This is a genomic window from Kineococcus haloalkalitolerans (assembly GCF_050871905.1).
Classification (GTDB): domain Bacteria; phylum Actinomycetota; class Actinomycetes; order Actinomycetales; family Kineococcaceae; genus Kineococcus.
Genome location: NZ_JBJLSH010000031.1, coordinates 34,188 through 53,407 on the forward strand (window position 1 = coordinate 34,188; position 19,220 = coordinate 53,407).

Here is a 19,220-nt window from a genome sequence, read left to right on the forward strand (position 1 = left end):
CCGTGCGCGCCGTGCAGATCGACCGGACCGGGGGACCGGAGGTCCTCACCGTCACCGACGTGCCCGACCCGCGGCCGGGGCCCGGGCAGGTGCTCGTGGAGGTCGAGGCCGCGGGCGTCAACTACATCGACACCTACCGGCGCAGCGGCGTCTACCCCCTCGACCTGCCCGCCGTCCTCGGCTCCGAGGGCGCCGGCCGGGTGCTGGAGGCCGGTGAGGGCGCGGCCGCGTTCGCGCCGGGCCAGCTGGTGGCGTGGAAGGAGGCGCCCGGCAGCTACGCGCAGCGCGTCGTCGTCGACGCCGCCGAGCTCGTCCCCGTCCCGGAGGGCGTGGACGCGCGCACGGCGGCCGCGGCGGTGCTGCAGGGCCTGACCGCGCACTACCTGGCCACCAGCACCTACGACGTGCGGCACGGCACGTGGGCGCTCGTGCACGCCGCCGCCGGCGGGGTGGGTCTGCTGCTCACCCGGATCGTCACCCTGCGCGGCGGGCGGGTGCTCGCGACGACGTCCACGGAGGAGAAGGCCGAGCTGGCCCGCGCGGCCGGCGCCCTGGAGGTCGTCCGCTACGCCGACGCCACCGCCCGGGCCCGCGAGCTGACCGGCGGCCGCGGCGTCGACGTCGTCTACGACAGCGTCGGGAAGGACACCTTCGACGCCAGCCTGGAGGCCCTGCGCCCGCGCGGGCTGATGGTGCTGTTCGGCGGTTCCAGCGGGCAGGTGCCGCCCTTCGACGTGCAGCGGCTGAACACGGGGGGCTCGCTGTTCCTGACCCGCCCCACGCTGGCCTCCTACACGCGCACCCGCGAGGAGCTGCTCGCCCGCTGCGAGGACCTGTTCGGCTGGATCGCCGCCGGCCGCCTCGACGTGCGGATCGGCGGCACCTACCCCCTGGCCGACGCCCGCCGCGCCCACGAGGACCTGCAGGGCCGGCGCACCACCGGCAAGCTGCTCCTGCTGCCCGGCGAGGGGTGAGCGCGCGACGTCGATCTCCTTCGAGCCTCTCCAGCTGGACCGGCCCGGTCCGAGTCTGGGGAAGGGCTCGCTGGAAGAAGCATCACCACAAGACTTTATCTTCGCCAGATAAAGCTGACTAAGCTGGCTAAGCTGTGCGTGTGCGAGCCCTCACCAACCCGTACACCCCGAACGCGGGTGCTGAGCCGGAGGCCGTCGTCGGCCGTGATGACCAGCTCGACTCCTTCGACCTGCTGCTGGCCCGTCTGGCCCGCGGTCGCACCGAGCAGTCGATGATCATCACCGGCTTGCGCGGAGTCGGCAAGACCGTCCTGCTGGGGCAGTTCCGCACCAAGGCACTGGCGCAGGAGTGGGTCGTCGTCGAGCAGGAGGTGAGCAAGCACGACGAAGCGGACTTCCGCCGGGACATCTCGTCCCGTCTGCGGGCTGCCCTGCTGCAGCTGTCGCCACGGGTGCGCTGGACCGATCGGCTCCGCCACGCCGCTGCCGTGCTGAAGTCCTTCAGCCTCTCGGTCGACGCCGCGGGCACGGTCACCGCCGGGACGGACGTCGAGGCGGCTGAGGGGTTCGCCGACCACGCCGATCTGGCCATGGACCTCACAGACGTCTTCCTGGCGCTCGGCGAGGCGGCCGAGGAGCAGGAGCGAGGCGTCGTCCTGCTCTTCGACGAGGTCCAGTTCCTGAGCAAGGTGCAGCTCGAGGCGCTCATCCAGGCGCTGCACAAGATGGTGCAGCGGAAACTGCCCATCACCCTGGTCGGCGCTGGACTGCCGCAGATCGCTGAGCTCGCCGGAGACGCCAAGTCCTACGCCGAGCGGCTCTTCAAGTTCCCCAGCATCGGCAACCTCGACGACGACGACGCCAAGAGCGCCCTGGCGCGACCCGCAGCTGAGGAAGGGATCACGTACAGCACCGCCGCGCTGGACGACGCGGTCTCCATCACGGGCGGGTACCCGTACTTCGTCCAGGAGCTCGGCTACGCGGTGTGGACCGTCGCGCGAGGTCCTGAGATCGGTCTCGACGACATCCGTGCCGCGGTCCCGGCGTACGAGGCGAAGCTGGACGCGTCGTTCTTCCGGGTGCGGCTGGACCGCACCACCGAGCTGCAGCGCGCTTACTTGCGGGCGATGGCGCAGTTGGGGCCCGCCGCTCAGAAAGCCGCTGACGTGGCCGAGGTCATGGGGCGGACCTCCACCAACCTCGGCCCGACGCGAGCGGAACTGATCAGCATGGGACTCCTCTGGACCCCGCAGCACGGCTACGCGGCCTTCACCGTCCCCCACTTCGACCGCTTCCTCCTGCGTGCCATCCCGACGCTGGACGTCCCGCCGCGCCGCCCCCGCCCACGGGCCGGACGCTCCTGACCCGCTGGCCCCGGCCGCGTCCTCACACGACGTCGGCGACGGCGAGCGGGGGGCGGTCGGCGGTGCGGGCCTCCGCCCACGCCGCGGCCAGCAGCGGCACCGCCCGCTCCAGCACCCCCGGCGGGTGGCCGAACGGCACGCGCAGGAACCGCTCGAACGCGCCGTCGACCCCGAAGCGCGGTCCCGCGGTCAGCTGCAGCCCGCGGCGCGCGGCCGCGGTGACCAGGGCGCTGCTGGCCTCCGCGCCCAGGTTCACCCAGGCGCAGAACCCGCCGTCGACGCGTGGCAGCTCCCACTCGGGCACCGCCCCGGCGAGCAGCCGCAGCAGGGTGTCGCGCCCGGCGCGCAGCTGCTCGCGCCGGTCGGCCAGGACGTCGTCCAGGTGCGGCAGCGCCCGCGCGACCAGGAGCTGCTCCAGGACCGGGGTGCCCAGCTCCCAGGGGGAGCGGTGCTGCGCCAGGTGCCGCACCAGGCGGGCGTCCGCGCGCACCCAGCCGATGCGCAACCCGCCCCACAGCGTCTTGGCGACCGTGCCCACGTGGACCACGTCGGCCGGGAAGGGGCCGGGCGCGGGCCCGTCGACGGCCAGCTCGGCGGTCGTCTCGTCCACCACCAGCCGGGTGCCGTACCGGCGCGCCAGCTCGACGACGCGCCGGCGCAGCTCCTCCGGCATGACGGCGCCCGTGGGGTTGTGGAAGGACGGCATGAGGTGGGCCAGTGCGGGCCGGGCGCGGGCGAACGCCTGCTCCAGCGCGTCGGCGTCCCAGCCGCCGGCCTCGCGGGCCGTCGCCGCGCGCACCGGGACGGTCACCGGCCGCGCGCCCGCGGCGCGCACGGCGTCCAGGGCGTGCGGGTAGGAGGGCGACTCCACCAGCACCCGGTCACCGGGGGAGGTGCACGTGCGCGCCAGCAGCCCGATCGCGGCCTGCGCGCCCAGGGTGACCAGGACCTCCTCCGGGCGCGTCGGCAGGCCGCGCGCGGTGTAGCGGGCGGCCAGCAGCGCGCGCAGCTCCGGCAGCCCCACGAGGTCGTAGCCGCCACCCGGCCGGTCGGGGCCCGTGGCGGAGGGCAGGTCGGCCGCGGCCAGCACCGCCGCCCCGTGCACCTGCGGCGCGCACGGCAGCACCGCGCGGGTCAGGTCCAGGGGTCCCGGCACCTCGGGGTCCCGCGCGCGCGGGCCCGGCAGCTGCACGACGCTGCCCGACCCGCGCACGCTGACGAGGTGGCCGGACTCGCGCAGCGCCGCGTACGCCGCGCTGACCGTCGTGCGGCTGACCCCCAGCGCGCCGGCCAGCTCCCGCTCGGCGGGCAGCCTGCTGCCGGAGGCCAGGCGCCCGTCGACGGCGAGCAGCCGCACCCGGGCGGCCAGCGCCCGGAAGGCCGGGCCACCGCTGTCGCGCCAGCCGTCGAGCAGGGCCACGAGGGAGCGCGGGCCCGTGGTCACCAGGCCACCGTACGCGGATTGGCCCTACCGGTCACGGATTCCGAGCGGTCCAATCTCCTGGTGACGAGTCCACTCCTGCGCTGGAGCCGCCTCCTGGTCGGCCTGGGCCTGTTCGGCGTCGCCGAGGGCCTCATGGTCCAGGCCGCCGTGGGCGTGGGCCCGTGGACGGTGCTGGCGCAGGGGGTGTCCCGCCTGACGGGCGCGGGCGTCGGCTGGCTGACCGTCGTCATCGGCCTGGCCGTGCTGCTGCTGTGGGTGCCGCTGCGTCAGCGGCCCGGGCCCGGCACGGTCCTCAACGTCCTGCTCCTGGGCACGGTGATCCAGGCGACCGTCACCGTCGTACCCCCGCCCGGCCCGCTGCTGCTGCGCGTGCCGCTGTTCGCGGCGGGCCTGGTGCTGCTGGCCTTCGCCAGCGGCCTGTACCTGGGCGCGCGGCTGGGCCCCGGACCGCGCGACGGCCTCATGACGGGCCTGCACGCGCGCACCGGCCGCCCCGTGGGGCAGTGCCGCGCCTTCGTGGAGCTGACGGTGCTGGCCGTCGGCTGGGTCCTCGGCGGGGACGTGGGCGCCGGCACCGTCGCCTTCGCCCTGGGGATCGGGCCGCTCGTGGGCTGGTTCCTGCCGCGGATGGACCCCGCGTTCCGCGGGCGGCCGACGCCTCAGTCCACCGGGCCGGCCAGCAGGCAGAACTCGTTGCCCTCCGGGTCGGCCAGCACGTCCCAGGCCACCTCGCCCTGACCGACGTCGGCGCGCCGGGCGCCGCGGGCCAGCAGCTCGCGCAGCGCCGCGTCGCGGCCGGCGGCGCGCACGGGCCGCAGGTCCAGGTGCCAGCGGTTCTTGCCCCCGTGCGGGTGCGGCGAGCGCACCAGTTCCAGGTGGGGGCCGCCCCCGGCGGCGCGCAGCGCCACCACGTCGTCGCTGGTGCGCACCGGCTCCCAGCCCGAGGCGGCCCGCCAGAAGGCGGCCAGGGCGTGCGGGTCGCGCGCCTCGGCGACCAGCGCGGCCACCCGGCCGCTGCCGTCGTACTCCGGGCGCGGGTCCAGCACGCAGAAGGCGTTGCCCTCCGGGTCGGCCAGCACCTCCCACGGCACCTCGCCCTGCCCCACGTCCAGGCGCCGGGCGCCCAGGTCGAGCAGCTCGGCCACCACGAGCCGCTGCTCGGCCACCGAGGAGGTGTCGAGGTCCAGGTGCAGGCGCTGGCGCCCGGGCGACGGCGGGTCGACGGGCACGAACACCAGGCCGACGCCGGGCTCGCCCTCGGGCGGGTCGACGTCGGCCTCGTGGTCGTCGGTGTACCCGGCCCGCCAGTCCAGCGCGCGGCGCCACCAGTGCGCCAGCGCCCACGGGTCGCGCGCGTCCACGACCACCTGCACGAGGCGGGACGCCGGCGCCGGTGCGCCCACGGCTACTGCCCGCGGCCGGTCTTCTGCTGCAGCTCGTCGATCATCTCGGACGCCTTCGCCTTGGTGAGGTCCCCGGGCAGCTCCTGCCCGGCCTCGCGGGCCAGCGTCTCCAGGTAGCTCTTCTGCGGGCCGGTCATCGGCTCGTCGCCGGTGACCCAGGTCTCCGGGTCCTTCTCGGCGTTCTGCGTCGGGTCGGGGGCGGTGTTCTCGGTGTCGTCAGCCACGGCGCCGACGCTACGACCCGCCTCCGACACGCGCCCGCCGGAGCGCCCGTCGGGGCGCGCGCCGGGGCGCGGACCGGGAGGGCCGCCGGCCCCGCCCCTAGGATCGGGGCATGACCCACGTCCTGTCCGCGGTGGCCTGGCCCTACGCCAACGGCCCCCGCCACATCGGCCACGTCGCCGGCTTCGGCGTCCCCTCCGACGTGTTCAGCCGGTACATGCGGATGGCGGGTCACGACGTCCTGATGGTCTCGGGCACCGACGAGCACGGCACCCCGATCCTCGTGCAGGCCGAGCAGGAGGGCGTCGGCCCGCAGGAGCTCGCCGACCGGTACAACCGCGTCATCGCCGAGGACCTGCACGCCCTGGGCCTGTCCTACGACCTGTTCACCCGCACGACCACGCGCAACCACTACGCGGTGGTGCAGGAGATGTTCCGCACCGTGCACCGCAACGGCTACATGGTGGCGAAGAAGGGCATGGGCGCCATCTCCCCGTCCACCGGGCGCACCCTTCCCGACCGGTACGTCGAGGGCACCTGCCCCATCTGCGGGTTCGACGGCGCGCGCGGCGACCAGTGCGACAACTGCGGCAACCAGCTCGACGCGATCGAGCTGAAGAACCCGCGCAGCCGCATCAACGGCGAGACCCCGGTGTTCGTGGAGACGGAGCACTTCTACCTGGACCTGCCCGCGCTGGCTGACGCCCTGGGCTCCTGGCTGCAGACGCGCGCGGAGACGGGCCGCTGGCGCCCGAACGTGCTGAAGTTCTCGCAGAACCTGCTGGAGGACCTCAAGCCGCGGGCCATGACCCGCGACATCGACTGGGGGATCCCGGTGCCGCTGCCCGGCTGGGAGGACAACCCCGCCAAGCGGCTGTACGTGTGGTTCGACGCCGTCATCGGGTACTTGTCCGCCTCGGTGGAGTGGGCCCGCCGCTCCGGCGACGACGACGCCTGGCGCGCCTGGTGGACCGACCCGTCCGCGCGGTCGTACTACTTCATGGGCAAGGACAACATCACCTTCCACTCCCAGATCTGGCCCGCCGAGCTGCTGGCCTACGACGGCCGCGGCGCCGCCGGCGGCGCGCCGGGCCCGTACGGCGCGCTGAACCTGCCCAGCGAGGTCGTGGCCAGCGAGTTCCTCACGATGGAGGGCAAGCAGTTCTCCTCCAGCCGCGGCGTCGTCATCTACGTGCGCGACGTCCTGGCCCGCTACCAGCCGGACGCCCTGCGGTACTTCATCTCCGCGGCCGGCCCGGAGAACAGCGACGCGGACTTCACCTGGCAGGAGTTCGCGACCCGCACGAACTCCGAGCTCGTCGCCGGCTGGGGCAACCTCGTCAACCGCACGGCCAGCCTCATCGCCAAGAACGTCGGATCGGTCCCCGAGCGCGGGGAGCTCACCGACGCCGACCGCGCGGTCCTGGCCACCACCGGCGCCGGGTTCGGCACCGTCGGCTCCCTCATCGAGGCGCACCGCCAGCGCGCCGCGGTCGCCGAGGCGATGCGGGTCGTCGGCGAGGTGAACAAGTACCTCACCGAGCAGGAGCCCTGGAAGATCAAGAACTCCGACCCGGAGCGGATGCGCTCGGTGCTGCACGTGACCGCGCAGGCCGTCTCGGACTGCCGGACGCTGCTCTCGCCGTTCCTGCCGCACTCGGCGCAGGCCGTGCACGAGGCCCTGGGCGGCACCGGCACCGTCTCCCCGCTGCCGCAGCTGCGCGAGGTCACCGACCTGGACGACGCCACCCGCGCCTACCCCGTCCTCACCGGCGACTACCGCCGCGGCGAGACCCTGCCGGAGTGGGCCTCGCACCCCGTCGTGCCCGGCACTCCCGTGGCGGCGCCGACGCCGGTGTTCACCAAGCTGGACATCGACGCGGTGGTCGAGGAGGAGCTGGCCCGGCTGGCGGGCGGCGCGTGAGCCCCGAGCGCGAGCGGGGACGCCCGCCGGCGCCCGAGCCGCTGCCGGTGGACGTCCCCGACAACCACACCCACCTGGACTCCGAGGAGTCCGACGCGGTCGTCGCCGAGCTCCTGGCGGCGGGGGCCGCGGTGGGCGTGGGGCGGGCCGTGCAGATCGGCTGCGACCTGCCCGCCGCCCGCTGGACCGTCGGGGCCCTGGAGCGCCACCCGCAGCTGCTCGGCGGGGTGGCGCTGCACCCCAACGAGGTGCCGCAGCTCGTCGCCGACGGCGCGCTGGAGGCGGCGCTGGCCGAGGTCCGCGAGCTCGCCCGCCACCCGCGCGTGCGGGTGGTGGGGGAGACGGGCCTGGACCACTTCCGCACCCCGCCCGAGCAGTGGCACCTGCAGGAGAGGTCCTTCCGCGCGCACATCGCGATGGCCAAGGAGCTGGGCCTGGCGCTGCAGGTCCACGACCGCGACGCCCACGAGGACGTCCTGCGCGTGCTGGCCGAGGAGGGGGCGCCGGAGCGCACGGTCTTCCACTGCTTCTCCGGCGACGCGGCCATGGCGCGGGTGTGCGCCGACGCCGGCTACTACCTGTCCTTCGCCGGCACGGTGACGTTCAAGAACGCCGAGCCGCTGCGCGAGGCCCTGCGCGCCGCGCCGCGCGAGCGGGTCATGGTCGAGACCGACGCGCCCTACCTGACGCCGGTGCCGCACCGCGGCCGCCCCAACGCCGGCTACCTCGTGCCGCACACGGTCCGCGCGATGGCCGCCGTGCTGGGGGCGGACCTGGAGGAGCTGTGCGGGCAGCTGGCGGCGACCACGGAGGCCGTCTACGGCCCCTGGTGACCGGCCCGCGGACCACCCCGCGGACCACCCCGTGATCGCGTCGTGACCGCGGCGTGACACGTCTCACGCCGGCGGGGGCCACAGGTGCCCTGACCTGCGGTCGAGGAGGAGGGGAGCACCTGTCCGGGCGGGGGAGCGCGCCCCCGCCGATCACGAGGACTTGTCGGGCGGGTACCGGGCCGGTTACGGTCCCGCGCTGTCGGCCGGATCGAGGCGGCCGGGCGACCGCACCAGCAGGTGCGGGGCCGACGCGGGGACGGGGGTCCCCTCGTGACGGTCTGCCCGCGCTCGTGCCCGGGCACCTCGTCGAAGGATCCTCCGTGCAGCTGCGCGCCCTGCTCTCCCGGTCCAGCCGGACCGTCCGCCTCACCGCCGGGGGCACCGCCCTGGCCGCCGTCGTCGGCGGCACCGTCGCCTTCACCGCGTTCGACAAGGACGTCGTCCTCGACGCGGACGGCACCACCACCGAGATCAGCACCTTCGCCGGCACCGTCGGCGCCGTGCTGGACGCCCAGGGCGTCGTCCTCGGCGAGCACGACCTCGTCGCCCCCGCCCCCGACGCGCAGCTGTCCGACGGCGACGAGATCGTCGTGCGCTACGGCCGCCAGCTCACCCTCACCGTCGACGGGGAGGAGCGCACCTACTGGACCACCGCGCTCACCGTCGACGACGCGCTGGCCGACCTGGGCGTGCGCGCCGACGGCGCGAAGCTGTCCGCCTCCCGCTCGCAGGCCCTGGGCCGCGAGGGCCTGGCCCTGGACGTCGTCACCCCCAAGCCCGTCGTCGTGGCCGCCGACGGCGCCGAGCGCGCCCTGACCACCACCGCCGCCGACGTGGCCGCCCTGCTGGCCGAGGCCGGCGTGGAGGTCCGCGAGGGCGACGAGGTCTCGCTCGACCCGGCCACCCGCGTCACCCCGGACCTGCGCGTGCAGGTCGTGCGCGTGGACCGCGTCAGCAGCACCGAGGTGCACCCGGTCCCGCACGGCAGCCGCACCGAGCGCACCGGCGAGATGTTCGAGGGCGAGCGCGAGGTCGTCACGGCCGGCGTCGACGGCTCCAAGACCGTCACCTTCGACGACGTCCTGCGCGACGGCGTCCGCGTCGAGCACGTCCCCGTGGGCGAGGTCGTCGACGTGGCCCCCGTCGAGGAGGTCGTGCGCGTGGGCACCAAGGCGCGTCCCGCCCCCGCCCCCGCGACGTCCGGGAACGTCGGCGGCGGCGTCGACGGCCTGAACTGGGGCGCCCTGGCCCAGTGCGAGTCCGGCGGCGACCCCTCGATCGTCTCGGCCAGCGGCAAGTACCACGGCCTGTACCAGTTCAGCGTCTCCACCTGGCGCGCCGTCGGCGGCAGCGGCCTGCCCAGCCAGGCGTCGGCCTCCGAGCAGACCCTGCGGGCCAAGATGCTGTACCAGCGCGCCGGTGCCGGACAATGGCCCGTGTGCGGCAAGAGGCTCTGACCCCCACCGGCCCCGGTCCCTCGGGGCTCCTCACGGCGTCCGACGTGCGCGAGCTCGCCGGGCGCCTGGGGGTGCGGCCCACCAAGACGCTCGGCCAGAACTTCGTCGTCGACGCCAACACGGTGCGCCGCATCGTCCGGGTCGCCGGCCTGGCCCCCGACGACGTCGTCGTGGAGGTCGGGCCGGGCCTCGGGTCGCTGACCCTGGCCCTGCTGGAGGCCGTCGACCGCGTCGTGGCCGTCGAGGTCGACCCCGTCCTGGCCGCCGAGCTGCCCGCCACGGCCGCCGCCCGGGCCCGCCCGGGCGCGCAGCTGGAGGTCGTCCTGGCCGACGCCCTCGACGTCGCGGAGCTGCCGGGCCCCGCGCCCACCGCCCTCGTGGCGAACCTGCCGTACAACGTGGCCGTCCCCGTGCTGCTGACGATGCTGGAGCGCTTCCCGACGCTGCGGCGGGCGCTGGTCATGGTGCAGTCCGAGGTCGCCGACCGGCTCGTCGCGCCGCCCGGCAGCCGCACCTACGGCGTGCCCAGCGCCAAGACCGCCTGGTACGCCGCTGCCCGTCGCGCCGGGTCCGTGCCGCCGGCGGTCTTCTGGCCCGTCCCGCGCGTGGACTCCGGCCTCGTGGCCCTCGAGCGGCGCGAGCCGCCGGCGACGACGGCGACCCGCGAGGAGGTCTTCGCCGTCGTCGACGCCGCCTTCGCCCAGCGCCGCAAGACGCTGCGCGCCGCGCTGGCCGGGTGGGCCGGGTCCGCCCCGGCCGCCGAGGCCGCCCTGCGCGCCGCCGGCGTCGACCCCGGCGCGCGCGGGGAGCAGCTGGCCGTGGCGGACTTCGCCCGGATCGCCGCGGCGGCGGGGGCACCCCCGGCGACGCCGTAGGGTCGACGACCGTGCCGAGGACCCCCGGCGCGGCCGTCACCGCCCGCGCCCCCGCCAAGGTCAACCTCCTGCTGGAGGTCGGCCCGCGCCGCGACGACGGCTACCACGACCTCGTCACGGTGTTCCAGGCCCTCGCCCTCGCCGAGGACGTCACCGCCGAGCGCGCCGCGCCCGGGCACGGGACCACGGTGCAGGTGCGCCCGCGGCCGGGCGTGGACGCCTCCGCCGTGCCGCTGGACGGCACCAACCTCGCCGTGCGCGCCGCCCGCCTGCTCGCCGAGCGCACCGGGGTGCCCGACGACGTCCACCTGACGATCGACAAGGCGGTGCCCGTGGCCGGCGGCATGGCCGGCGGGTCCGCCGACGCGGCCGCCGCCCTCGTGGCCTGCGACGCGCTGTGGCAGACCCGCCTGGGGCTGCCCGCCCTGACCGAGCTGGGCGCGCAGCTGGGCTCGGACGTGCCGTTCGCGCTGCACGGGCGCACCGCCGTGGGCACCGGTCGCGGCGAGCAGCTGGCGCCCGTGATGACCACCGCCCGCTTCTCGTGGGTGTTCGTCCTGGCCGGCGACGGGCTGGCCACGCCCGCCGTCTACGCCGAGCTGGACCGCCTGCGCGCCGACCGCCCCGGCCGGCTGGAGGAGCCGCGCCTGGACGCCGTCGAGCGCGCCCTGCGCTCCGGCGACCCGCGCGCCCTGGGCGCCGCTCTCGACAACGACCTGCAGGAGGCCGCGCTCTCGCTGGCCCCGCAGCTGGCGGTGACGCTGGAGGCCGGCCGCGCCGCGGGCGCCGCCGGTGCCGTCGTGTCCGGGTCCGGCCCCACGGTGGCGCTGCTGGCGACCTCACCGGCGCACGCGCGGGAGCTGGCGGCCGAGCTGGGCCGCGACCGGCCCGGCGGGACCGTCCTCGTCACCGACGGGCCCGCGCCGGGAGCGCGCGTGCTCGAAGCCGTCCGAGCGGGAGGGGAGTGAGGTGGCGGGCGCCAACCTCGTCAGCGCGGAGGGCCTGACCGTCGTCCACGGGTCGCGGACCCTGCTGGACGGCGTGTCGCTGGGGGTCGCCGAGGGCGACCGCACCGGTGTCGTGGGCCGCAACGGCGACGGCAAGTCCACGCTGCTGCGGCTGCTGGCCCGGCACCAGGAGCCGGACGGCGGCCGCGTCACCCACACCGGCGGGCTGCGCCTGGGGATGCTCACCCAGGCCGACCCGCTGGCGCCGGGCTCCACCGTGCGCGAGGCGGTGCTGGGCGACCTGCCCGAGCACGCCTGGGCCTCGCAGGCCCGCGTGCGCGACGTGGTCACCGGCCTGCTGGGCGACCTGGACGCCTCCGACGTCGGCGGCCTGGACGCGACGATCGCCACCCTGTCCGGCGGGCAGCGCCGGCGCGTCGCGCTGGCCGGTCTGCTGGCGGGCGAGCACGACCTCGTCGTCCTCGACGAGCCCACCAACCACCTCGACGTCGAGGGCGTGGCGTGGCTGGCCGAGCACCTGCGCGGGCGCTGGCCCGCGGGGCAGGGCGCCCTGCTCGTCGTCACGCACGACCGCTGGTTCCTCGACGCCGTGTGCGAGCGCGTGTGGGAGGTGCACGACGGCGTCGTCGACGCCTACGACGGCGGGTACGCCGCCTACGTGCTCACCCGCGCCGAGCGCGCCCGCGTGGCCGCCGTGACGGAGGAGCGCCGGCAGAACCTGCTGCGCAAGGAGCTGGCCTGGCTGCGCCGCGGAGCGCCCGCGCGCACCAGCAAGCCGCGCTTCCGCATCGACGCCGCCAACGCCCTCATCGCCGACGTGCCGCCGCTGCGGGACTCCGTCGAGCTGGCCCGCACGGCCACCACCCGGCTGGGCAAGGACGTCGTCGACCTCGAGGACGTCACCGTCGGCTACGGCGGCCGCACCCTCCTGGACCGGGTGACGTGGCGACTGGGCCCGGGCGACCGGGTCGGCGTCGTCGGCGTCAACGGCGCCGGCAAGTCGACGCTGCTCGGGCTGGTCACCGGGGCCGTGCGCCCGGACGCCGGCGTCGTCAAGCGCGGCAAGACGGTCGTGGTGGCCACCCTGTCGCAGGAGGTGCGCGAGCTGGACGAGGTCGGCGAGCTGCGCGCGCTGGAGGCCGTGGACGAGGTCGCCTCGCACGTGCGCATCGGCGACCGCGACGTGCCGGCCGGGCAGCTGCTGGAGCGGCTGGGCTTCACCGCCCAGCGCGCGTGGACGCGCGTGGACGACCTGTCCGGCGGCGAGCGCCGGCGCCTGCAGCTGCTGCGGCTGCTGGTGGCCGAGCCCAACGTCCTGCTGCTGGACGAGCCGACCAACGACCTGGACACCGACACCCTGGCCGCCGTGGAGGACCTGCTCGACGGCTGGCCGGGCACGCTGGTCGTGGTCAGCCACGACCGGTACCTGCTGGAGCGCGTCACCGACCGCCAGGTGGCGCTGCTGGGCGACGGCACCGTGCGCGACCTGCCGGGCGGGGTCGAGGAGTACCTGCGGCGCCGCGCCGAGGCGAAGGCCGGCGCGGGGTCGGCGGCGCCGTCCGGACCGGCGGGGTCGGCGGGGCCCGCCGCGCCGGCGGTCGACGGTGCGGCCGTGCGGGCGGCGCGCAAGGAGATGGCGCGGGTCGAGCGCCGGCTGGAGCGGCTGGCCGCGCGCGAGGAGGAGCTGCACGCGCAGCTGGCCGAGCACGCCACCGACGTCGCGCGCGTGACGAGCCTGGACGAGCAGCTGCGCGCGGTGCTGGCCGAGCGCGAGCAGCTGGAGGAGGCCTGGTTGGAGGCGTCCGAGCTGGTCGAGTGACGGCGGGCGCTCCGGCGCCTCGTGATCACCCTTCGTGTTGGGCTTTGGACACTCTGTCGCCGCGGTGACCGCTTCGGGTGCTGTTCGGCCGATCGGGCTAGCCGGGACGTGCCACGTCTTGCGTCGTTCGGGTGGCCACCCCCTACGCTGTGCAGCGCGGCGAGGGCCACCCGGGGGGAGTCCGGCCCGGCCGCGGCCGGCGGGCCGAGCCCGCCGCAGACGCACCAGCGGTCCAGGGGGGACTTTGAGCAGATCAGACGTGCCCGGTGCACCCACGGAGCTCGACGACCGGCTGCTGGGGACCTCCCCGGCCGACGCCGGGACGGACGCCGTCCGCCGCGAGCGCCTGCTCGTGCCGCGCCAGCGCACCGTCCTCGGCATGCCCGAGCGCACGCCCGCGTGGCAGCGCTCCTACGTGCAGCAGGTCATCGCGGTCGACGCGGCCGTCGCGGCGCTGGCCGCCTTCGTGGGCTTCTTCGCCCGCTTCAACGAGGCCCCCGCCGACCTGGCCACCACGGCCGGTCGCGCGGTCGTGGCCGTCGCCGTGCTGCTGCCGGTGATGTGGGTGCTGGCCATGGGCGCCTTCCGCACCTACGAACCGCGCTTCCTCGGCGTGGGCTCCGAGGAGTACCACCGCGTGCTGACGGCCTCGCTGGCCGTCGTCGCCGTGGTCGGCACCTCCTCGTGGGCCTTCGACCTCGACATCGCCCGCGGCTACGTCGTCGTGGCGTTCCCGCTGGCCATCGTCGGCACGCTGATCGGCCGGTACACCCTGCGCCAGCGCCTGCACGACCGCCGCACGCGCGGCGAGGCCGGGCAGACCGTCGTGGCCGTCGGGCACCGCGCCGCCGTGGCCGGCATGGCCCGCCAGCTGCACCGCGCCAGCTACCACGGCATGCGGATCGTCGGCGCCTGCGTGCCCGGCGGCAAGGGCACCCCGGAGGAGGACGCCGAGCTCGACGCCCTGGGCATCGAGGTCGTCGGCAGCCTCGACGACGTGCGCCACGCCGTCACCAGCGTGGACGCCGACGTCGTCGCCGTCACCGCCTGCCCCGAGCTGGACGGTCCGGCCCTGCGCCGCCTCGGCTGGGAGCTGGAGGCCACCCGCGCCGACCTCGTCGTCGCCCCCGCGCTGACCGAGGTCATCGGCCCGCGCGTGGCCATCCGCCCCGTGTGCGGGCTGCCGCTGCTGCACGTGGAGCGCCCCGAGCTGGAGGGCGTGCGCCGGCTGGCGAAGACCACCGTGGACCGCACCGCGGCCGCCGTGGCCCTGCTGCTGCTGAGCCCGCTGCTGCTGGCCGTCGCCGTCGCGATCAAGATCGACTCGCCCGGCCCGGTCTTCTTCGTCCAGCAGCGCGTCGGCAAGGACGGCCGCTCGTTCGGGATGTTCAAGTTCCGCTCGATGGTCACCGACGCGGAGAAGCTGCTCGTGGACCTGCGCGAGCGCACCGATGGCAACGGCGTGCTGTTCAAGATGAAGGTCGACCCGCGCATCACCCGCACGGGCCGCCTCATGCGCCGCTACTCCGTGGACGAGCTGCCGCAGCTGATCAACGTGCTGCTCGGGCAGATGTCGCTCGTCGGACCGCGCCCGCCGCTGCAGAAGGAGGTCGACGCGTACGGCTACGACATGCGCCGGCGCCTCCTGGTCAAGCCGGGCCTGACGGGCCTGTGGCAGATCAACGGCCGCTCGGACCTGGACTGGGACGAGTCGGTGCGCCTGGACGTGCGCTACGTGGAGAACTGGTCCTTCACCTTCGACTTCATGATCCTGTGGAAGACCGCCGGGGCCGTGCTCCGCGGTCGCGGGGCCTACTGAGCCCCACCTGGTCGTGCCGAGCCCCGTCCCGCGGTCCGCGGGGCGGGGCTCGTCGCGTCAGGAGCGCTGCTCGAAGGGGGCGGTGACCCGGCGCAGCAGGGCCGCCAGCTCCCGGCGGTCCGGCGGCGGCAGCACGGCCAGCAGGCGGTGCTCGGCCTGCACGAGGTCGGCCAGCGCCGCGTCCACGGCCGCGGTGCCCTCGGCGGTCAGCCGCACCCGCACGCTGCGCCCGTCGGTCGGGTCGGGCAGGCGCTGCACGAGACCGCGGGCGACCAGCCGGTCCACCCGGTTGGTCATCGTCCCGCTGGTCACCAGCGTCTGGACGACGAGCTGGCCGGGGGACAGCTCGTGCGGGGCGCCGGAGCGCCGCAGCGCCGCCAGGACGTCGAACTCCCACGTCTCCAGGGCGTGCGCGGCGAAGGCGTCGCGGCGCAGCCGGTCCAGGTAGCGCGACAGCCGCGCCACGCGCGAGAGGACCTCCAGCGGCTCGACGTCGAGCTCGGGGGTCTCCCGGCGCCAGGCGGCGACGATGCGGTCGACCTCGTCGGCCGCCGCCCCCGCCGCCGGCCCCGCTCCCGCGGGGGTGCCGGTCCCCTCCGTCGCCACCCGGGCACCCTAGCCGGGCGGCTGCTGCGCCCCCGGCGGCCGGGACGCCAGCCGCGGCGAGCGCTCCAGGCCGGTCAGGCCGTTCCAGGCGAGGTTCACCAGGTGCGCCACGACCTGCTCCTTGGGCGGCTCGCGGCTGTCCAGCCACCACTGACCCGTCACGGCCACCATGCCCACGAGCATCTGCGCGTACATCGAGGCCATCTGCGCCGGGAAGCCGCGGGCGGCGAAGGCGTCGACGAGCAGGTACTCCACCTGGCTGGCGACGTCGGAGATGAGGCTGGCGAAGCCGCCGCCGGTGGGGGCGACGGGGGAGTCGCGCACCAGGATGCGGAAGCCGTCGGTGGAGCCCTCGATGTAGTCCAGCAGCGCCGTGATCGCCCGCTCCAGCAGGGTGCGGGGGCTGCCGCGCCCCGACAGCGCCCCCGTGATGGCCGACAGCAGCGTGGAGAACTCGCGGTCCACGACGACCGCGTACAGGCCCTCCTTGCCGCCGAAGTGCTCGTAGACGACCGGCTTGGACACCCCCGCCCGGGCGGCGATCTCCTCGACGGTGGTGCCCTCGACGCCGCGGGCGGCGAAGAGGGTGCGGCCGATGCCGATGAGCTGCTCGCGCCGCTCGCCGCTGGTCATGCGGGCGCGCGGGGTCCGCGGCGGGGTGTCGGCCACGGCCCCATCCTGCCGCGCCCGACCGGCGCGGCGGGCGGCGGGGACGGCGGGGACGGCGGGCGGGTGCTGGCAGGATGGTCGCCGCCGCGGGCCGCTCAGCGCCGGCCCCGGCGGTCCCGGGTGGTGTAACGGCAGCACGGCGGGTTTTGGTCCCGTCAGGTAGGGGTTCGAATCCTCTCCCGGGAGCCGGCGGCCGCCGGACGGGCGAGCGGCGCCGCACGGGTGGTCCGCCCCCGCCGCCGCGGCCGTTATCCTCGCCGGGCAGGGTCGTCCGCGGCCCGGTCTCGACGCCCGCAGCCCGCGAGGAGCGCCACCGCGTGACCACCCCGAAGCCCTCCGCCGTGATCGTCCTCGCCGCCGGTGAGGGGACGAGGATGAAGTCGGCGCTGCCCAAGGTCCTGCACCCCCTCGGCGGCCGCAGCCTCCTCGGGCACGCCGTGCGCGCCGCCCGCGGCACCGACCCCGACCACCTCGTCGTCGTGCTGCGCCACCAGGCCGAGCGCGTCGGCGAGCACGTGCGCTCCCTGGACGACGGCGTCGTCGTCGCCCTGCAGGACGAGGTGCCGGGCACCGGCCGCGCCGTGCAGTGCGGCCTGGACGCCCTGCCGCCCGGCCTCGCCGGGACCGTGCTGGTCACCTACGGCGACGTGCCGCTGCTGTCGGCGGAGACGCTGCGCCGGCTCGCCGACGCCCACGCCGCGGCCGGCAACGCCGTCACGGTGCTCACGGCGCACGTGGCGGACCCCACCGGCTACGGCCGGGTGCTGCGCGACGCCGACGGCGTCAGCGGCATCGTCGAGCAGAAGGACGCCACGCCCGAGCAGCTCGCGGTGCGGGAGGTGAACTCCGGCGTCTACGCGTTCGACGCCGCCGCCCTGCGCGACGCGCTGGCCCGCACCGGCCGCGACAACGCCGCCGGCGAGGTGTACCTCACCGACGCCCTGGCCCTGGCGCGCGCCGCGGGCGGGCGCGTGGAGGCCGTCGGTGTCGACGACGAGTGGGAGGTGCGCGGCGCCAACGACCGCGCCCAGCTGGCCGAGCTGGCCGCCGAGGCCAACGCCCGCACGCTGCGACGCTGGATGCTCGCCGGCGTCACCGTCGTCGACCCGCGCACCACGTGGGTGGACGACGAGGTCGAGCTGGCCCCCGACGTCACCGTCCTGCCCGGCACCCAGCTGCACGGGCGCACCCGCGTGGCCACCGGCGCCGTCGTCGGCCCGGACACGACCCTGACCGACGTGGAGGTCGGGGAGGGCGCCAGCGTCGTGCGCACCCACGGCTCCGGCTCGGTGGTCGGCGCCGGCGCCTCCGTGGGGCCGTTCGCGTTCCTGCGCCCGGGCACCCGGCTGGGCGCCGACGGCAAGATCGGCACGTTCGTGGAGACGAAGAACGCCGACATCGGGCGCGGCTCCAAGGTGCCGCACCTGTCGTACGTGGGCGACGCGACCATCGGCGAGCACTCCAACATCGGCGCGGCCTCGGTCTTCGTGAACTACGACGGGGTGCGCAAGGCGCGCACCACCGTCGGCGACCACGTGCGGATGGGCAGCGACACCATGTACGTCGCGCCGGTCACCATCGGCGACGGCGCCTACTCGGGCGCCGGGACGGTCATCCGCAAGGACGTGCCCCCGGGCGCCCTCGCGATGACCGTCGCGCCGCAGCGCAACGTCGAGGGGTGGACGGTGGCCAACCGGCCCGGCACCCCGGCCGCCGAGGCGGCGCAGCGCGCGAGCGGCGCGAGCACGGACGGCGGGACCCCGCACGGGGCACCCGCGCAGGGCGAGAGCACCACCGACGGCAGGGAGAGCCAGGCATGACAGGGATCACCACGACGGGCGAGAAGCGGATGGTCCTCATCTCCGGCCGCGCCCACCCGGAGCTGGCGGAGGAGGTGTCGGCCGCGCTGGGCGCCGAGCTCGTGCCCACCAGCGCCTACGACTTCGCCAACTCCGAGATCTACGTCCGGTTCGAGGAGAGCGTGCGCGGCGCCGACGCGTTCGTCATCCAGAGCCACACGGCCAACGTCAACCAGTGGATCATGGAACACCTGATCATGGTCGACGCGCTGAAGCGGGCCTCGGCCAAGCGCATCACGGTGGTCGCCCCCTTCTACGGCTACGCCCGCCAGGACAAGAAGGGCCGCGGCCGCGAGCCCATCTCCGCGCGCCTGGTCGCCGACATGTTCAAGACCGCCGGCGCCGACCGGCTCATGTCGGTGGACCTGCACACCGCCCAGATCCAGGGCTTCTTCGACGGCCCCGTCGACCACCTGTGGGCGCTGCCGCTGCTGGCCGAGCACGTCGGCAAGCGGGTGGACCGCTCGAACCTGACGATCGTGTCCCCGGACGCCGGCCGGGTCCGCGTGGCCGACCTGTGGTCCGACCGCCTCGGCGCGCCGCTGGCGATCATCCACAAGCGCCGCGACCCGAACGTGCCCAACCAGGTGAAGGTGCACGAGGTCGTCGGCGAGGTCGAGGGCCGCACCTGCGTGCTCGTGGACGACCTCATCGACACCGCCGGCACCATCGTGCAGGCCGCCGAGGCGCTCAAGGCCAACGGCGCCGCCGACGTCATCGCCACCGCGACGCACGCGGTCCTCTCCGGTCCGGCCGTGGACCGGCTGAAGAACTCGCCGATCTCCGAGCTCGTCGTGACCAACACGCTGCCGATCACCGAGGCGCAGCGCTTCCCGCAGCTGACGGTGCTCTCCATCGCGCCGCTGCTGGCGCGGGCCGTCCGCGAGGTCTTCGACGACGGTTCCGTCACCAGCCTGTTCGACGGGCACAGCTGACGCCTCACCCCGCAGCGGGCCCCCGCCCCGACGCCGCCGGCGTCGGGGC

17 protein-coding genes and 1 tRNA gene are annotated in these 19,220 nt (G+C 75.8%); 13 read left to right on the plus strand and 5 right to left on the minus strand.

Features of this window, described 5'->3' with window-relative positions; translation table 11 throughout:
* Nucleotides 1–2 precede the first annotated feature (2 nt).
* Nucleotides 3–974 (plus strand): quinone oxidoreductase family protein, encoded by a 972-nt coding sequence (locus tag ACRYMY_RS13050; protein WP_432547690.1) that lies wholly within the window; start codon nt 3–5, stop codon nt 972–974.
* A 140-nt stretch (nt 975–1,114) separates the two neighbouring features.
* Nucleotides 1,115–2,338: an ATP-binding protein gene (locus ACRYMY_RS13055; protein ID WP_432547691.1), complete on the plus strand. Its 1,224-nt coding sequence runs from the start codon at nt 1,115–1,117 to the stop codon at nt 2,336–2,338.
* A gap of 22 nt (nt 2,339–2,360) precedes the next feature.
* Here ACRYMY_RS13055 and yczR read toward each other — a convergent pair whose 3' ends face one another.
* Complete coding sequence (yczR, locus tag ACRYMY_RS13060; protein ID WP_432547692.1) at nt 2,361–3,782, minus strand: MocR-like transcription factor YczR; 1,422 nt, start codon at nt 3,780–3,782, stop codon at nt 2,361–2,363.
* Nucleotides 3,783–3,842: 60 nt separating this feature from the next.
* On the opposite strand from yczR, the gene yczE reads away from it, so the two are divergent.
* Nucleotides 3,843–4,520: a membrane protein YczE gene (gene yczE, locus ACRYMY_RS13065; protein WP_432547693.1), complete on the plus strand. Its 678-nt coding sequence runs from the start codon at nt 3,843–3,845 to the stop codon at nt 4,518–4,520.
* Here the strand turns inward: yczE and ACRYMY_RS13070 are convergent.
* Together ACRYMY_RS13070 and ACRYMY_RS13075 are read right to left on the minus strand one after the other, a co-directional pair.
* Complete coding sequence (locus ACRYMY_RS13070) at nt 4,442–5,185, minus strand: VOC family protein (protein WP_432547694.1); 744 nt, start codon at nt 5,183–5,185, stop codon at nt 4,442–4,444. The genes yczE and ACRYMY_RS13070 overlap by 79 nt on opposite strands.
* A gap of 2 nt (nt 5,186–5,187) precedes the next feature.
* Nucleotides 5,188–5,409: a DUF3072 domain-containing protein gene (locus tag ACRYMY_RS13075; protein WP_432547695.1), complete on the minus strand. Its 222-nt coding sequence runs from the start codon at nt 5,407–5,409 to the stop codon at nt 5,188–5,190.
* 110 nt (nt 5,410–5,519) lie between these two features.
* Between ACRYMY_RS13075 and metG the strand changes: the two genes are divergently transcribed.
* The 7 genes from metG (at nt 5,520) to ACRYMY_RS13110 (ending at nt 15,102) form a co-directional block, all read left to right on the plus strand.
* On the plus strand, nt 5,520–7,331 hold the full coding sequence (gene metG, locus ACRYMY_RS13080; RefSeq protein WP_432547696.1) for a methionine--tRNA ligase: 1,812 nt from the start codon (nt 5,520–5,522) through the stop codon (nt 7,329–7,331).
* Nucleotides 7,328–8,164 carry a TatD family hydrolase gene (locus ACRYMY_RS13085; RefSeq protein WP_432547697.1) on the plus strand — a complete coding sequence of 279 codons (837 nt, stop codon included), beginning with the start codon at nt 7,328–7,330 and terminating at the stop codon, nt 8,162–8,164. Before metG ends, ACRYMY_RS13085 begins: the two co-directional genes overlap by 4 nt.
* Before the next feature lie 320 nt (nt 8,165–8,484).
* On the plus strand, nt 8,485–9,621 hold the full coding sequence (locus ACRYMY_RS13090) for a ubiquitin-like domain-containing protein (RefSeq protein WP_432547698.1): 1,137 nt from the start codon (nt 8,485–8,487) through the stop codon (nt 9,619–9,621).
* The gene (rsmA, locus tag ACRYMY_RS13095; protein WP_432547699.1) at nt 9,594–10,496 is read left to right on the plus strand and encodes a 16S rRNA (adenine(1518)-N(6)/adenine(1519)-N(6))-dimethyltransferase RsmA; all 903 of its coding nucleotides are present in this window, start codon (nt 9,594–9,596) and stop codon (nt 10,494–10,496) included. The genes ACRYMY_RS13090 and rsmA overlap by 28 nt, the downstream gene beginning before the upstream one ends.
* 11 nt (nt 10,497–10,507) lie before the next feature.
* On the plus strand, nt 10,508–11,464 hold the full coding sequence (locus ACRYMY_RS13100; protein WP_432547700.1) for a 4-(cytidine 5'-diphospho)-2-C-methyl-D-erythritol kinase: 957 nt from the start codon (nt 10,508–10,510) through the stop codon (nt 11,462–11,464).
* Between the two features lies 1 nt (nt 11,465).
* Entirely contained in the window at nt 11,466–13,283 is a 1,818-nt protein-coding gene (locus ACRYMY_RS13105; protein WP_432547701.1) for an ABC-F family ATP-binding cassette domain-containing protein, read from the plus strand.
* A gap of 259 nt (nt 13,284–13,542) precedes the next feature.
* On the plus strand, nt 13,543–15,102 hold the full coding sequence (locus ACRYMY_RS13110; protein ID WP_432547702.1) for a sugar transferase: 1,560 nt from the start codon (nt 13,543–13,545) through the stop codon (nt 15,100–15,102).
* Nucleotides 15,103–15,159: 57 nt separating this feature from the next.
* Here the strand turns inward: ACRYMY_RS13110 and ACRYMY_RS13115 are convergent, their stop codons facing one another.
* Nucleotides 15,160–15,708 carry a MarR family winged helix-turn-helix transcriptional regulator gene (locus ACRYMY_RS13115; protein ID WP_432547703.1) on the minus strand — a complete coding sequence of 183 codons (549 nt, stop codon included), beginning with the start codon at nt 15,706–15,708 and terminating at the stop codon, nt 15,160–15,162.
* Nucleotides 15,709–15,717: 9 nt separating this feature from the next.
* On the minus strand, nt 15,718–16,341 hold the full coding sequence (locus ACRYMY_RS13120; RefSeq protein WP_432547707.1) for a TetR/AcrR family transcriptional regulator: 624 nt from the start codon (nt 16,339–16,341) through the stop codon (nt 15,718–15,720).
* A gap of 150 nt (nt 16,342–16,491) precedes the next feature.
* On the opposite strand from ACRYMY_RS13120, the gene ACRYMY_RS13125 reads away from it, so the two are divergent.
* From ACRYMY_RS13125 to ACRYMY_RS13135, 3 genes are all read left to right on the plus strand, one after another.
* A tRNA-Gln gene (locus ACRYMY_RS13125) sits at nt 16,492–16,563 on the plus strand.
* A 131-nt stretch (nt 16,564–16,694) separates the two neighbouring features.
* A complete protein-coding gene (gene glmU / locus ACRYMY_RS13130; RefSeq protein ID WP_432547704.1) occupies nt 16,695–18,197 on the plus strand; it encodes a bifunctional UDP-N-acetylglucosamine diphosphorylase/glucosamine-1-phosphate N-acetyltransferase GlmU in 1,503 nt (500 codons plus the stop codon).
* Entirely contained in the window at nt 18,194–19,171 is a 978-nt protein-coding gene (locus ACRYMY_RS13135; RefSeq protein ID WP_369055245.1) for a ribose-phosphate diphosphokinase, read from the plus strand. Before glmU ends, ACRYMY_RS13135 begins: the two co-directional genes overlap by 4 nt.
* The last annotated feature ends 49 nt before the right edge of the window (nt 19,172–19,220 follow it).

Bases quoted from the DNA above. Each gene is read 5' to 3' on its own strand.
- metG (WP_432547696.1), top strand. From the start codon at position 5,520: ATGACCCACGTCCTGTCCGCGGTGGCCTGGCCCTACGCCAACGGCCCC.
- rsmA (WP_432547699.1), top strand. From the start codon at position 9,594: ATGGCCCGTGTGCGGCAAGAGGCTCTGACCCCCACCGGCCCCGGTCCC.
- ACRYMY_RS13120 (WP_432547707.1), bottom strand. From the start codon at position 16,341: ATGACCAGCGGCGAGCGGCGCGAGCAGCTCATCGGCATCGGCCGCACC.
- ACRYMY_RS13135 (WP_369055245.1), top strand. From the start codon at position 18,194: ATGACAGGGATCACCACGACGGGCGAGAAGCGGATGGTCCTCATCTCC.